General features: G+C 67.9%; 15 protein-coding genes and 1 pseudogene. 3 read left to right on the top strand and 13 right to left on the bottom strand.

Annotation, left to right across the window (positions count from 1 at the left end; genetic code table 11):
* Window positions 1–482: 482 nt before the first annotated feature.
* Window positions 483–1,277 carry a DUF1542 domain-containing protein gene (locus tag H7I57_RS11790; RefSeq protein WP_264023682.1) on the top strand — a complete coding sequence of 265 codons (795 nt, stop codon included), beginning with the start codon at window positions 483–485 and terminating at the stop codon, window positions 1,275–1,277.
* Window positions 1,278–1,351: 74 nt separating this feature from the next.
* On the opposite strand, the gene H7I57_RS11785 is transcribed toward H7I57_RS11790, so the two are convergent.
* From H7I57_RS11785 to H7I57_RS11760, 6 genes and pseudogenes are all read right to left on the bottom strand, one after another.
* A complete protein-coding gene (locus tag H7I57_RS11785; protein WP_264023681.1) occupies window positions 1,352–2,146 on the bottom strand; it encodes an Fpg/Nei family DNA glycosylase in 795 nt (264 codons plus the stop codon).
* A gap of 3 nt (window positions 2,147–2,149) precedes the next feature.
* Window positions 2,150–2,623: a ribose-5-phosphate isomerase gene (locus H7I57_RS11780; RefSeq protein WP_264023680.1), complete on the bottom strand. Its 474-nt coding sequence runs from the start codon at window positions 2,621–2,623 to the stop codon at window positions 2,150–2,152.
* A 23-nt stretch (window positions 2,624–2,646) separates the two neighbouring features.
* Entirely contained in the window at window positions 2,647–3,606 is a 960-nt protein-coding gene (locus H7I57_RS11775; RefSeq protein ID WP_264023679.1) for an isopenicillin N synthase family dioxygenase, read from the bottom strand.
* A 23-nt stretch (window positions 3,607–3,629) separates the two neighbouring features.
* A complete protein-coding gene (locus H7I57_RS11770) occupies window positions 3,630–4,073 on the bottom strand; it encodes a nucleoside deaminase (protein ID WP_264023678.1) in 444 nt (147 codons plus the stop codon).
* Window positions 4,070–5,128: pseudogene (locus H7I57_RS11765) on the bottom strand (purine-cytosine permease family protein); the annotation flags it as partial. The pseudogene H7I57_RS11765 and the gene H7I57_RS11770, both read right to left, overlap by 4 nt.
* Window positions 5,129–5,210: 82 nt before the next feature.
* The gene (locus tag H7I57_RS11760; protein ID WP_275081186.1) at window positions 5,211–5,840 is read right to left on the bottom strand and encodes a mycothiol-dependent nitroreductase Rv2466c family protein; all 630 of its coding nucleotides are present in this window, start codon (window positions 5,838–5,840) and stop codon (window positions 5,211–5,213) included.
* 105 nt (window positions 5,841–5,945) lie between these two features.
* On the opposite strand from H7I57_RS11760, the gene pepN reads away from it, so the two are divergent.
* Complete coding sequence (gene pepN / locus H7I57_RS11755; protein WP_264023676.1) at window positions 5,946–8,531, top strand: aminopeptidase N; 2,586 nt, start codon at window positions 5,946–5,948, stop codon at window positions 8,529–8,531.
* 54 nt (window positions 8,532–8,585) lie between these two features.
* On the opposite strand, the gene H7I57_RS11750 is transcribed toward pepN, so the two are convergent.
* From H7I57_RS11750 to H7I57_RS11730, 5 genes are all read right to left on the bottom strand, one after another.
* On the bottom strand, window positions 8,586–9,038 hold the full coding sequence (locus H7I57_RS11750; protein WP_264023675.1) for a hypothetical protein: 453 nt from the start codon (window positions 9,036–9,038) through the stop codon (window positions 8,586–8,588).
* A gap of 32 nt (window positions 9,039–9,070) precedes the next feature.
* The gene (locus H7I57_RS11745; protein ID WP_264023674.1) at window positions 9,071–10,198 is read right to left on the bottom strand and encodes an EspA/EspE family type VII secretion system effector; all 1,128 of its coding nucleotides are present in this window, start codon (window positions 10,196–10,198) and stop codon (window positions 9,071–9,073) included.
* Between the two features lie 174 nt (window positions 10,199–10,372).
* Window positions 10,373–10,849: a DUF5130 domain-containing protein gene (locus H7I57_RS11740; RefSeq protein WP_264023673.1), complete on the bottom strand. Its 477-nt coding sequence runs from the start codon at window positions 10,847–10,849 to the stop codon at window positions 10,373–10,375.
* Window positions 10,836–11,069 carry an aa3-type cytochrome oxidase subunit CtaJ gene (gene ctaJ / locus H7I57_RS11735; protein WP_264023672.1) on the bottom strand — a complete coding sequence of 78 codons (234 nt, stop codon included), beginning with the start codon at window positions 11,067–11,069 and terminating at the stop codon, window positions 10,836–10,838. The genes H7I57_RS11740 and ctaJ overlap by 14 nt, the downstream gene beginning before the upstream one ends.
* A 25-nt stretch (window positions 11,070–11,094) precedes the next feature.
* Entirely contained in the window at window positions 11,095–11,760 is a 666-nt protein-coding gene (locus H7I57_RS11730; protein ID WP_264023671.1) for an HNH endonuclease, read from the bottom strand.
* Window positions 11,761–11,987: 227 nt separating this feature from the next.
* On the opposite strand from H7I57_RS11730, the gene H7I57_RS11725 reads away from it, so the two are divergent.
* Window positions 11,988–12,413 carry a globin gene (locus H7I57_RS11725; RefSeq protein ID WP_264023670.1) on the top strand — a complete coding sequence of 142 codons (426 nt, stop codon included), beginning with the start codon at window positions 11,988–11,990 and terminating at the stop codon, window positions 12,411–12,413.
* A gap of 90 nt (window positions 12,414–12,503) precedes the next feature.
* Here the strand turns inward: H7I57_RS11725 and H7I57_RS11720 are convergent, their stop codons facing one another.
* Together H7I57_RS11720 and H7I57_RS11715 are read right to left on the bottom strand one after the other, a co-directional pair.
* Window positions 12,504–13,193: a DUF8185 domain-containing protein gene (locus H7I57_RS11720; protein ID WP_264023669.1), complete on the bottom strand. Its 690-nt coding sequence runs from the start codon at window positions 13,191–13,193 to the stop codon at window positions 12,504–12,506.
* Entirely contained in the window at window positions 13,190–13,609 is a 420-nt protein-coding gene (locus tag H7I57_RS11715; protein ID WP_264023668.1) for an acyl-CoA thioesterase, read from the bottom strand. The genes H7I57_RS11720 and H7I57_RS11715 overlap by 4 nt, the downstream gene beginning before the upstream one ends.
* Between the last annotated feature and the right edge of the window lie 6 nt (window positions 13,610–13,615).

Genomic DNA, 13,615 nt, shown 5'->3' with positions numbered 1-13,615 from the left:
CCCGGGCGGCGCTGCGCCGATCCAGCTGAGCCCGGCCATGGATGTCATGGCTGTCATGGCTGCGGACCGCGGGCGCCGGGAATGGCAGAACTTCTACCGGCGCAAACAGCAAGTGGTCTGAGAGTCCGTCATCGAACCGTCAGGAGCACGCGTCGCAGCGACCGCTGGCAAACATGCGAGGCTGCTGCAAATCTGGCAAATCTCAGTTCGATAACTAACTTCGCCGCACTGGGTTCAGTATGACTTCTCGTCCATCGCCATGAAGACAAACATGCTGAGTATCAGCCCGGCAACGAGAATGGCGATCGTCATCTGTATCTCCAATGTGATGTGCTCTTGTCCTGAACAGCGAATCCGAGTGTAGGTAAGTCTGACACTCCGGTCAATTGTGGGTGGGGGTCGCGCGGACAGCGCTTCGGCCTGACGGGGCCTCGTCGACTCGAGACCGGGACCGGCGTCTTCCTGTCGGTACGCTGACAGGCATGGAAGGCGCACTGCTCGTCCTGATCCTCCTTGTCGTCGGCGCGATCGGCTTGGCCGTGTATGCGGCGTCGAAGGCGTCGGGCAAGCGCACCGCCGCCTCGCTGGCCGACGCGAAAGCCGACGCCCGCCGCGTCATCGAACGGCTCGGCGGTCAGGTGTTCGCGCTCTCGGGCACCGACGACGCGTCCACGCAGGCGCTGGCCGACGCCTCGGAGCGCTACACCGCCGCGTCGTCGCAGATCGACCAGGCCACCACGCCGCGCCAGGCCGAACTGGCCAAGGAGAGCGCGTTGGAGGGTCTGTACTACGTGCGGGCCGCGCGCACCGCGATGGGCATGGACCCGGGGCCGGACCTCGAGTCGCTGTCGGGGCAGCGGACGGCGGGCACCGTCACCGAGGACCGTCGCGTGCAGTTCGAAGGACGCGAGATCGAGGCGTCCCCGGCGCCGTCGGAGCGCACCCCGAACTACTACCCCGGCGGCCGCGTCGCCGGGCGGCCCGTACCGGCCGGCTGGTACTCCGAACCGTGGTGGAAGCCCGCACTGGTGGCGGGGGCCTGGGGCGTGGGGTCCGCACTGCTGTTCAGCACGCTGTTCACCGGCATGGCCGGGGTCGGTTACGACTCACAGGCATTTGAGGGAGGCTACGGCGACGGCTTCCAAGACGGGTTCGACCAAGGCCAGGCCGACGGCGGTGGCGACGGCGGATTCGACGGCGGTGGCGACGCCGGCGGTTGGGATTCCGGCGGTGACTGGGGCGGCGGCGACTTCGGGGGCGACTTCGGCGGCTTCTAGGCACATCGCGCTGACACAGCGCTGGCGCCGCACCGCACGCGAACTGCTCGCCCGCAGCGCAGCCTGAACGCGGCTCAGGTCTGGCAGGCGGGACACCAGAACAGGTTGCGGCCCTCCAGCACGGTGGTGCGGATCCCCGTCCCGCAGACCCGGCAGGGTTCGCTCGCCCGCCGGTACACGTAGGTGCGTGGCCGGCCCGGCCGGTACGCCGGCGGGCCGTGATCGTGTTCAGGCCGCACGGCGACGATCTTGCCGCGCCGCACGCCGACCTTCATGAGCGCGACGAGGTCGGTCCACAGGGCGTCGAACTCCTCGGCGCTGATGTCCGTTCCCGGCCGAAACGGGTCGATCCGGTGGCGGTAGAGCAGTTCGGTGCGGTACACGTTGCCCACTCCGGCGATGACACCCTGATCCATCAGCAACGCACCGATGGGCCTCCGGGACTTCGAGATTCGTCGCCATGCCAGCGCCGGGTCGGCATCGGGGCGCAGCGGATCGGGGCCGAGCCTGGCGACGACGTCGGCGATCTCGGGTTCGTCGATCACCTCGCAGACCGTCGGGCCACGCAGGTCGGTGCCGTAGTCGGCGCCCAGCATCCGCATCCGCACCTGCCCGACCGGCAACGGCAGCGGGACGGGTGACTCGGTGAACGTTCCGTACAGCCCGAGGTGCACGTGGACCACGCGACCGCCCTCGTAGTGGTGGAACAGGTGCTTGCCCCAGGCGGTGGCCTTCTTCAGGACCCGGCCGCTGACCGCGGCGGCACCCACTTCGAACCGCCCCTGCGGGCTGGAGACCACCACCGGCGCGCGACCGAAACGACGCTGGTGCTGGCGGGCCAGTCGGTGCAGGGTGTGCCCTTCGGGCATGTGCTAGGCGCCGGGCACCGACGGTGCGACGTGGGTGCGCTCGTACTCGGCGAGGATGTCGATGCGGCGCTGGTGGCGCGGGGCCTGCGACCACTCGGCGGCCAGGAACGCGTCGACGATTGCCAGCGCCTCCTCGGTGGTGTGCATGCGGCCACCGACGCCGATCACTTGCGCGTTGTTGTGCTCGCGGGCCAGCGTTGCGGTCTCGGTGCTCCAGGCCAGCGCACAGCGGGCTCCCGGGACCTTGTTGGCCGCGATCTGCTCGCCGTTGCCGGAGCCACCGAGCACGATGCCCAGGCTGCCCGGGTCGGCCACCGTCTTCTCCGCGGCGGCGATGCAGAACGCGGGATAGTCGTCCTCGGCGTCGTAGCTGAAGGCACCGCAGTCGACGGGCTCGTGCCCGGCCCCCTTCAGATGCTCCAGGATGGCCTGCTTGAGCTCGTATCCGGCGTGATCGGCCCCGAGGTAGACGCGCATGGCGGATACCCTACATTCGCCGCTCAGGCCACGGTGATCGCGTCGAGACGCTCCTTGATGAACGCGGCCGTGGTCACGGGCACCAGGCCGGAGACCTTGCCGACCGGCGGCGCGAGCGGTGTGACGACCGCGTCGTGGTTGGCCTCGTAGAAGTAGATGAGCGACACCAGATCCTCTTCGGGAGCATGCGGTTGCGGCGGCAGGACCCGGTGCCGGCCCGACGGCCAGCGCCGTCCGCTCCAGTACTCCAGCAGATCGCCGATGTTGACCGTGAGCGCGTCGGGGTCATACGGCGCGTCCTCCCAGCCCGCCTCCTCGGAGTAGACCTGCAGACCGCCCGCGCCGGGTTCACGGTCCAGGAGGGTCACCGTTCCGAAGTCGGTGTGCGGCCCGATCCGGAACTGTCCGGCCTCCGGTTCGCCCACCACGCTGACGGGCGGGTAGTGGTTGATGTTCATCGTCCAGGTCGGCGTGCTGGCCATCGCCGCGAACGGATTCGTGGACAGGCCCAGCGCGTGCGCGAACAGCGCCAGCAGCTCGTCGGCGACCCACCGCATCTGGGCGGTGTATTCGGTGACCAACCGCTGCAGCGCGGGCACCTCGAGCGGCCACACGTTGGGGGCGAACCAGATCCGGTCGACATCGGGGTCACCCGTTGCGGTCTCGGCGCCCAGGCTGAAACTCTCCTTGAGGTCCGGTGGCGTCTCGGTGCCCTCGGCGTAGGCGTTGGCCTCGGCGCCGGGTGCGAGCCAGCCGTGCCCACCGACGGGCACCGAGTATCTGGCCTTGACATCGTCGGACAGCAGGAAGAACTCACGGGCCGCGGCGCGGACGCCGCGCGCCAGGGCCGGGTCCACACCGTGACCACGCACCAGGATGAACCCCGCGCGCTGTAGCCCGGCGTCGACGTTGACGGCAACCTCGTCGGCTGCCCGGCCGCCCCGGCGCCAGCGTGAAAGATCGACGGTGGCAACCATATTCATTCGATGACACTCATCCGTCAGCCCTATTCACCGATGTCCTCCGCCCATAGACCCGGATTGGCCGCGATGAACTCGCGCATCATCGTCACGCAGCGCTGGTCGTCGAGCATGGTGACCGATACCCCGTTCTCGGCCAGCCAGTCGTGCCCACCGGTGAAGGTCTGGCTCTCCCCGATCACGACGGCGCCGATGTTGAACTGGCGGACCAGGCCACTGCAGTACCAGCACGGCGACAGTGTGGTCACCATGACCGTCGACCGGTAATCACGCTGCCGTCCGGCGTTGCGGAATGCGTCGGTCTCGGCGTGAATGGACGGATCGTCGAGCTGCACCCGCCGGTTGTGTCCACTGCCCAGCAGCGTGCCGTCGGCGGAGAACAGCGCAGCGCCGATCGGGATGCCGCCCTCGGACAACCCTTTTCGCGCTTCATCCACGGCGACATCGAGCATCTCCAGTGGTGTTCTCATACCTCCTCGGCTGCGATCTTGGAACGACACAGAGCCAAGTATGCGGCCCCGGCGAGCAGGAAACCGGCAAAGAACGTGATGTCCCCCAACTCGGGCACCGCGGCGGCGACCCCCCCGACGAGCTTCTCCTGGTTGGCGAACAGCCCCACCGACACCACCAGGCCGATGAGGAACGCGGCCAGCCCACCCCAGTTGACGTAGGACCGGTCATAGAGCAGGTGGCCAATCTGGCCGACCTGCTGTCCGCGGCGCAGGTACTGGTCGGCGAACACCACACCCAGCCACGGCCCCACCCAGTAGGCGATGATGAGCAGGAACGACTCGTAACTGTGCGCGGCGTCGGGCAAAGCCCACCACGCCACCAGGAATCCGGCCACCCCGAAGAACACCGTCACCAGGGCGCGTGCGACGTGGTGGGGCAACTTGATGCCGATGGTCACGAATGCCATTGCGCCGGAGTAGATGTTGATCGCGTTGGCGGCGATCGCACCGACCGCGATGGCCAGCAACGTCGCCTTCGCCAGCGGCGAGGCCAGCTCGGCGGTGAACGAACCTGTCGGGTCGGCCAGCGATCCCTGCCCGGTCGTCACCGAGGCTGCGCCGACCACCTCGAGGACGACACACGCGGTGAACAGCCCTGCGGCAGCGAAGAACCCGGTACGCGCAGGCGACACGCTCGCGGGTAGGTACCGGGCGAAGTCCGCGGCGTAGGGGGTCCAGCCCGCCGCGTAGCCGAACGACGTGCCGACGGTGAGCAGGAACCCGCCCATACCGCCGACGCCTCCGGCAGCAGGCGCGGCGTTTCCGACATCGGCGTTGGCGAAGATCACCACCGACGCCGCGATGAAGATGACCGCCAGCACCGGGAAGGAGTACCGCTCGAAGGCCTGCACCAGGTTGTGCCCGAAGAACGCCAACGCCGTCTGGGCCAGCACGATGACGACCAGCGCCACGAGCGGACCGAAACCGAACAGCGTGGAAAGCGCGAAGGCGCCGCTGACGCTGTTGGTCGCGAACCAGCCGACACCCGCGGTGACCGCCAGTGGTGGGCTCGGCGACAGTCATCGCAATACCGTCACCCCGGCGGCGCCCACTCGCAACCGGAGTAAACCGCACGGAAACAATCGCGCGGATACGTCAGTCGAACGTCGGCGACTCGGTGCGGGTGCGCTTCAGCTCCCAGAAGTGTGGATACGACGCGAAGATCACCGAGGCGTCCCACAACTTGCCCGCTTCCTCGCCGCGCGGGATGCGTGAGAGCACCGGCCCGAAGAACGCCACCCCGTCGACGTGGATCGTCGGGGTGCCGACGTCCTCGCCGACCGCGTCCATCCCGGCATGGTGACTTTCGCGCAACGCTGCGTCGTAGTCCTCGGAGGTCGCCGCCTCGGCCAGTTCGGCGGGCAACCCGACCTCGTCGAGGGATTCCTTGATCACGGCGGAGAAATCCTTGTCGAATTCTTGATAGTTCTTGTTGTGGATCCGGGTGCCCATCGCCGTGTACAGCGGCCCGAGGATCTCGGATCCCCCAAACCCTGAAGCCTGCTCGGCGGCGATCGCCACCCGCACCGGGCCCCACGCCGCCTTCATCGCCTCCTGGTACTCCTCGGGCAGATCCCTGCTCTCGTTGAGCACCGCGAGGCTCATCACATGGAAGCTGACCTCGATGTCGCGGACCGTCTCCACCTCGAGGATCCACCGCGACGTGATCCAGCACCACGGGCACAGCGGATCGAACCAGAAATCGGCACGGGACTTCTCGGTCAATTCGGACATGGCGGTCCTCTCCTCAACGTTGGTCACGACAGACGTCCGTACGGCACAACCGACGACACCCCCCATGTCTTCCCGGGTGCTTTAGTGTTGACGAGCGTGGCCCTTCCTAATCTGACCCGCGACCAGGCAGCCGAGCGCGCCGCCCTCATCACGGTGGACAGCTATCACATCGCACTGGACCTGACCGACGGCAACGGCAAGCCCGGCGAGCGCACCTTCCGCTTGCTGACCACCGTCGAGTTCGACGCGCTCGCCGGCGCCGACACCTACATCGACCTCGCCGCGGCCACCGTCCGCGGCGCCACCCTCAACGGCATCGATCTCGACGTGTCGGGCTACGACGAAGCCACCGGCATCCCGCTGACCGGACTGGCGGCGCGCAACGTGTTGGTCGTCGACGCGGACTGCTCCTACTCCAACACCGGCGAGGGCCTGCACCGCTTCGTCGACCCCGTCGACGACGAGGTCTACCTGTACTCGCAGTTCGAAACCGCCGACGCCAAGCGGATGTTCGCGTGCTTCGACCAGCCAGACCTCAAGGCGGCCTTCGACATCATCGTCACCGCGCCCGCCCACTGGGAGGTCATCTCCAACGGCGCCACCGTCGACGCCCAGCCGATAGGTGACGCCAAGCGGCACACGTTCGCGGCCACCCCCCGCATGAGCACCTACCTGGTGGCGCTGATCGCCGGGCCGTACGCGCGGTGGGACGACGTCTACACCGACGACCACGGCGACATCCCGCTGGGGATCTTCTGCCGCAAGTCGCTGGCCGAGTACATGGACGACGAGCGGCTGTTCACCGAGACCAAGCAGGGTTTCGCCTTCTACCACGACAATTTCGGCACCCCGTACGCGTTCGGCAAGTACGACCAACTGTTCGTGCCGGAGTTCAATGCGGGCGCAATGGAGAACGCCGGGGCGGTGACGTTTTTGGAAGACTACGTCTTCCGGTCGAAGGTGACCCGCTACTCGTATGAGCGGCGCGCCGAGACGGTGCTGCACGAGATGGCGCACATGTGGTTCGGCGACCTGGTCACCATGCAGTGGTGGGACGACCTGTGGCTCAACGAGTCCTTCGCGACGTTCGCCTCGGTGCTGTGCCAGGCCGAGGCCACCGAGTACAAACAGGCGTGGACGACGTTCGCCAACGTCGAGAAGTCGTGGGCCTACCGACAGGACCAGCTGCCGTCCACCCATCCGGTGGCCGCCGACATCCCGGACCTGCACGCCGTGGAGGTGAACTTCGACGGCATCACCTATGCCAAGGGCGCCAGTGTGCTCAAGCAGTTGGTGGCCTACGTCGGCCTGGATGCGTTCCTGGCCGGGCTGCGGGACTACTTCCGCGACCACGCGTTCGCCAATGCGACCTTCGGCGACCTGCTCGGCGCGCTGGAGAAGTCATCCGGTCGCGACCTGTCGGGTTGGGGTCGGCAGTGGCTCAAGACCACGGGACTGAACACGCTGCGACCGGATTTCGACGTGGCCGCCGACGGCACGTTCACCCGGTTCGCGATTGATCAGGGCGGCGCCAAGCCGGGCGCGGGCGAGACGCGGGTGCACCGGCTGGCGGTGGGCATCTACGACGAGGACGAGACCGGAAAGCTCGTTCGGGTACATCGCGAGGAGCTCGACGTCGACGATACGACGACCGAAGTGGCTGCCCTGCAAGGTGTTTCACGGGGCAAGCTGATCCTCGTCAACGACGACGACCTGACCTACTGCTCGCTTCGGCTGGATCCCGATTCGCTGCAGACGGTGCTGACCCGCATCGCCGACATCGCCGAGCCGCTCCCCCGCACCCTGGCGTGGTCCGCGGCGTGGGAGATGACCCGCGACGCCGAGCTGCGCGCCCGCGACTTCGTCGCGCTGGTGATGAGCGGCCTGCACGCCGAGTCGGAGGTGGGTGTGGCACAGCGCCTGGTGCTGCAGGCGCAGACCGCGCTGGGCTCCTACGCCGAACCCGGTTGGGCGGCCGAGAACGGCTGGCCTGCCTTCGGCGATGCGCTGCTGGACCTGGCCCGCGAATCGGCACCGGGCTCGGACCACCAGTTGGCGTTCGTCAACGCGCTGTGCACCTCGGTGCTCTCCCCGAACCATGTCGCCGTGCTGTCGACCCTGCTGGACAACGAACCCGCGGCGGTGAACATGCCGGGGCTGGTCATCGACACCGACCTGCGCTGGCGCATCGTGACCGCGCTGGCCGCCGGCGGGAACCTGGACGCCGACGGCACGGAGACGCCGTTCATCGACGCCGAGGCCGCGAACGACCCCACCGCGGCGGGACGCCGGCAGGCCGCGGCCGCCGCGGCGGCCCGGCCGCAGGTGCCGGTGAAGGAGTCGGCGTGGCAGCAGGTGGTCGAGGACGACACGTTGGCCAACATCACCGCGCGGTCGATCATCGGCGGCTTCGTCCGGCCCGGCCAGGGTGAGCTGCTGGCGCCGTTCCGGGACCGCTACTTCGAGGCCATCTCCGGGGTGTGGGAGCGGCGTTCGAGCGAGGTCGCGCAGACCGTCGTCATCGGCCTGTATCCGTCGTGGGACATCAGCCAGGACGCGCTCGACGCCGCTGACCGCTTCCTCGCCGATCCCGAGGTGCCGCCAGCGCTGCGCAGGCTGGTGCTCGAGGGCCGCGCCGGCGTCGAACGCTCGCTGCGGGCAAGGGAGTTCGACGCGGGCTGACATTTCTTCCGCGCGAGCACCCATGTCTCGGCGAGCGCGCGGGCCGGGATATCCTCACCGCTGCGCCGAGGGCATATTCGGGCAGAGTTCGCCGAGAGCGACGGCGGCGTCGTTGATCGGACTGAACACCTTCAGCATCTCCTCGGGCGTCCGGGGAGGCTCGGGGCGGCCGGGGCCATCTTGTTGAGACAACGCGAGCCGATCTGCCGCAGTGGCCCACTCGTTCAGGTGCTGCTTGATCTCGGGGGTCGAAACCGAATCAGCCGCGGTGTGCACCATCGCCGCCATCTTCAGGTACTGCTCGTCAACGAACTTGTCGCTCGGCCCCGTAACCCCCTGAGCCGGGATCAAGGTTTCTACCGATGCCTGCCATTCACGGGCCGCATCTTCGACGACCGCGCAGTCTGCTTTTCTCTGCGGGGAGGCTGGCTCGGCGATGAGCCATATGGCGGCCGCTACGGCCGCCACCGTGACAACCGCGGCACTCACGATCCACATCCAGCGCACCCGGGGTGACCTCTGCGGCTCCGCGGAATTCATCATCGCGGCCCCGATACCGCAGGCCGGTTCGGGTCGAGTTCGAGCACGCTGCCCGACGGATCCGGGATGTAGAGGGTGAGACGTGGGTTGTCCACCTGCAGGTGGTAAATGTCCTTGATGTCGATGGGTTCCCAGCTGTGGTCTCCCAACGGCACAGAGACGTTGCCGGTGAGCTGCTGCAGGTGGTTGGCCTCGAGGTCGTAGTCGATCCACTGGGCCTGATGCCAGCTGCCGTCGCGCTGCACCCACCGGAGATGGCCGTCACCGTTGCTGAATCCCTCGCCTGTCACCCGGAACTCATAGGACTCCTGCATGACTAGCGGCGGTCTCACGCCGACACCGTTGGACGGTGGTGAAACGACATCCTCCAAGCCCGAACCACCTCCCCTCACCGGCGGATCGATACTGCGATGCCAGGGCTTCGGCACCGGGATCGGCCCCATCGGCGGGCCACCACCCGGGCCTGGCGGGTAGGCCTGACCCAGTTCCCACCTACCGCCACCAGGTGCGGAATTTACCGGTGGGGGCGGGTCGACCGGATAGGTCCATGGCTCGTTCTCGTCGCCTACAGCGAGTTGGGGTTCTTCGCCGGGTTCAGCGCCGGGCGCCGCACCGTCGCCGTTCCCGAGCTTGAATTCGTTTCCAAGCGCCTGGTACTCGGCGCCGATTCCTTGAATGCGCCCGGCAATGGCGTTCATATCCGCCTGGGAACGCTGCAGGATCTCGGCAACCTCACCGCTGCCTCTGCTGATCACCGGGTAGAGCGCCCGTTCGCCCTCCGGGGTTCGCGGCACCGCGGCCGCGGCGTTCTCGACCCACTGACGAACGTCATCGAGGTCTCGCCGCCCCGCGGTCACGACCGCAACGGACCGGTCGATCTCAGAGCGCAGCCGTCGGTCAAGAAGCGCGGCTGCCCCGAGAGCACCCGCGTGGCGGTCATTGACGAATGCGTATGCGTCCGAGGACGGCCCCTGCCAACGACCCTGCGGCGCGGCGGCCTGCACCTGCGACTGGAGCCGCAGCAGGGTCGGGCTTTCATCAAACGCGGACCCGTCCTGCGGAACGCCCTCGCCGAGGGTGGCACGCGCCCTGGCCCATACCGCCATGAAAGCGTCCGCGACGCCCAAAGCCCGATCCTCCTCTCTGCGACCCAGGTTCGAGCTTAAGGCCGTAGAGACGGTGGTCCGTGCACGAATTCGGCCACCGCGCCGCCACCGGAGTGAATCCACGGTCGCGATCGAGGGGCCGATCACGACTAGGACGCTATTCCGCGGCGGGACCGGGCGAGATGAAGAGTCGGGTCAGCGGGGCGAGACGCCGGCGCTCAGCACCCGGATGCCGCTGACCAACCCGTCGATCAGGTTGCCCTCTTTGAACGACGCGGCTGCGGCGGACACCCCGAGCGGAGCGGACGCCTCGATGCCGCGGCCCTTGACCTCCGAGCCGTAGACCACCTCGATGGCCTTCTGGTTCGGCGACACGGCCAGCAGCACCGCGTTGTCGGGCGTGGGCACCCTCGCCAGGATCTCGCGCGCGGTGGCCGCGGGGTCCGCACCGAGGTCTCCGATGTAGACCGCGAACCGGGCGCGGGCAGCGCGCGAGCCGTACTTCAGCGCGTTGTCCAGGATCACGAGGTCCTTGATCGGGAACGGATAGTGCACCGACAGCTCGCCGGGCTCGGTGACACCCGAGACGCGGCCGCTGGAGGTGACTGCATAGCCGTGGGGCAGCTCTGTCAGAGCGGTCGACGCGACGGTACTGACCTCACCACTTGCCACTTGCGCCACCTCCCACCGTCAGGTGCGCGCCGTGGCCGCCGTGACCGTGATCGGCCGGCTCTGCGGCGGCCCACAGGATCGGTTCGTGCGTCCACGTCTCCGACATGTCATACGTCGCTGGGTGCGGCCCTTTCTTGGTGAAGATGAACAGGGCCAGAAACAGCGTCAGCGCCAGCGGCACCAGCACGAAGCTGGCGTGAATCAGTGCGGTCGAGTTCACGGGGAAACCGTAACGCACGCGCCTGTCAGGCCGCGCCCTCACCCAGGTATCTGACCCACGCGGGGTCCAGCTCCTTGATGCTGGAGAGCAACCGCCAGTGCTGTCCCTTGGGGGGCAGCGGCGTGGCGTGCAGCGTCCACCCCAGCTCGGTCAGCAACCGGTCGGCCTTGCGGTGGTTGCACGCCGAGCAGGCGGCGACGCAGTTCTCCCACGAGTGTGCGCCTCCCCGGCTGCGCGGGATGACGTGGTCGACGGTGTCGGCCTTGGACCCGCAGTATGCGCACCGGAACCGGTCACGATGCATCAGCGCGGCCCTCGTCATCGGGACGCGGGCGCGGTAGGGAACCCGGACGAATGTCCGCAGCCGGATGACCGACGGAACGACGACGGTCCGGCTCGCCGAGTGGATCACCGGCCCCATGGGGTCGTCGTGCACGACGTCGGCCTTGCCGCACATCAGCATGATCACGGCGCGGCGCATCGGCAGCGCGGTGAGAGGTTCGTAGGTCGAATTGAGGAGGAGCACCCGCCTGCGGCCCCAGAACGACGAATCCGCCGCGCCGCCGCAGTGCGTGTCGACGCCCTGGATGACACTGTGCAGCGCGCGCGAGGCGGCGCTCGTTGTCGACCCGGATGAGCCAGCCGCGGACCGGGGGTGCCGGTGGGAGCGACCGTTCTTACGCTGCGCCATACGTCCTCCGAACGACAGTTCACCATGGATCACCCCAGATCGCACGGCAATTCTGATGGTGTTCGCTGGTCAGTCGGTGAACATCGGGTGACCGTCTGCCCTCGTGGTGACCAGACGAGACCATCGGAAAGACGAAACGCGCAGCGTAGCCAATATGCGAAGCCGTGACCTCGCGCCCAGGGTCCGCCTGTGCGGTCTACGGCGGCGATGGCCCACAATGGGAGCAAATGGACGCCGAAAAAGACCCGGAGAAGGACTCCCTGGACAAGCCGCAGTCGTTCTATGACGTCGTGGGCGGCCACGCGACGTTCCAGACCATGGTGGGGCGCTTCTACGAGTTGGTGCGCGAGGACGAGATCCTACGTCCGCTCTATCCCGAGGACGACTTCGAGGCCGCCGAGGCGCGGCTGCGGATGTTCCTCGAGCAGTACTGGGGCGGGCCGCGCACCTACTCCGACCAACGGGGCCACCCACGGCTGCGGATGCGTCACGCGCCGTTCCGGATCGGCTACCTCGAACGCGACGCGTGGCTTCGTTGCATGCACACCGCCGTGGCCGAGATCGACTCCGAGACCCTCGACGACGTGCACCGTCAGGAGCTGATCGCCTATCTGGAGATGGCGGCCGATTCGATGGTCAACTCGCCGTTCTGAGGGTGCACCCCCTCGCCGGAATTGCATTCCGGCAGACGCGCACTCGAAGTTTCGCTGCTGGAATGCAATTCCGGCGAGAATTTGGATGACTCAGCGCAGCACCACGGCCGGGTCGCCGCGGCGGCGGTAGACGGTGCCGAAACGCGCGTCGATGCGCAGCCAGGACGGCAACACCCGCACCCGCACCACCTCGTCGGCGCTGACCGATTCCGGCGCGAACTCGTCTCCGGCCTGTGTCTGCGGCAGGAAACCCATCGCCGTCAACGCGAACACGCACCGCATCGGGATGCCGACACTGTCCCCGGCCGCGGTGACGGCGAGGACCTCCTGATCGAGGAGTGACGCAGGCGGGCCGTGCGCGCTGGAATGCTCCTTGGCCAGACTCACTCCCCGCTGGGCCAGGTCCAGCACCACGCGCGCGGGCACATCGTCGAGGTGGACGAAACCGGTGTCGGGCGGCAGGACGCCCCGCCAGGCCGAGTCCATCCCGAAGCCCGGGTCGACGTACCCCTCGCTGTCCATCGCCGCCAACCCGGCCAGCAGCGCGTCGGCACCGGCACAAAGGTCCGCGGGCCGGACGCGGCCGCCGACCACCCTGCTCGCCAACACGTCGAAGCCCGTGGCCACCCAGGCGACGATCATCCCGCCCTGGCGTTCCCGCAGCCGCACCACGGTCGCCTCGTCCAGCCGTTGCGCTCGCTCGGTGAACCTGGACAGGTCTTCGCGGTGCGCGGCTCTGTCTTGCGGGCCCAGCCACACCCCGCGCTCGGTGCCCGTCATCGTGTCCAGCGTTGCAGGTACTGTCGCTGGCTGCTCGAAAGCCGCTGCAGGCGTTGCTCCTTGATGTGAACCGCCGCCAGTTGCGTGTCGGCGATGACCGCGGGCCTGGAGTCTGGCGGCGCACCGACCGACCGCACCTCGTAGCCGATCGTGAAGTCCACGGCCCTGACCCGCTTCGACCACATCGTGACCTGCAACGGCGAATCGATCAACATCAGCTGCTTCTTGTAGGCGATGTCGACCTCGGCGATGAGCAGGCCGATCGTGGTGATCTCGTCGCCGAAAGGCTCACGAAGGAAAGGGATCCGGGCCTCTTCGAGGATCGTCACCATCGTCGCGTGGTTGATGTGCTGGTACATGTCGATGTCCGACCACCGCACGTGTACGGGCGCGGTGAACCCGTGCTGACTCGTCACGCTGCG

The organism is Mycolicibacterium pyrenivorans (assembly GCF_025821625.1).
Classification (GTDB): Bacteria; Actinomycetota; Actinomycetes; order Mycobacteriales; family Mycobacteriaceae; genus Mycobacterium; species Mycobacterium pyrenivorans.
The sequence above is the reverse complement of the archived record's forward strand: the minus strand, read 5'-3'. Positions and strand labels throughout refer to the sequence as shown.

Bases quoted from the DNA above. Each gene is read 5' to 3' on its own strand.
- H7I57_RS11790 (WP_264023682.1), top strand. From the start codon at position 483: ATGGAAGGCGCACTGCTCGTCCTGATCCTCCTTGTCGTCGGCGCGATC.
- H7I57_RS11785 (WP_264023681.1), bottom strand. From the start codon at position 2,146: ATGCCCGAAGGGCACACCCTGCACCGACTGGCCCGCCAGCACCAGCGT.
- H7I57_RS11780 (WP_264023680.1), bottom strand. From the start codon at position 2,623: ATGCGCGTCTACCTCGGGGCCGATCACGCCGGATACGAGCTCAAGCAG.
- H7I57_RS11775 (WP_264023679.1), bottom strand. From the start codon at position 3,606: ATGAATATGGTTGCCACCGTCGATCTTTCACGCTGGCGCCGGGGCGGC.
- H7I57_RS11770 (WP_264023678.1), bottom strand. From the start codon at position 4,073: ATGAGAACACCACTGGAGATGCTCGATGTCGCCGTGGATGAAGCGCGA.
- H7I57_RS11730 (WP_264023671.1), bottom strand. From the start codon at position 11,760: ATGGCGCAGCGTAAGAACGGTCGCTCCCACCGGCACCCCCGGTCCGCG.
- H7I57_RS11725 (WP_264023670.1), top strand. From the start codon at position 11,988: ATGGACGCCGAAAAAGACCCGGAGAAGGACTCCCTGGACAAGCCGCAG.
- H7I57_RS11720 (WP_264023669.1), bottom strand. From the start codon at position 13,193: ATGACGGGCACCGAGCGCGGGGTGTGGCTGGGCCCGCAAGACAGAGCC.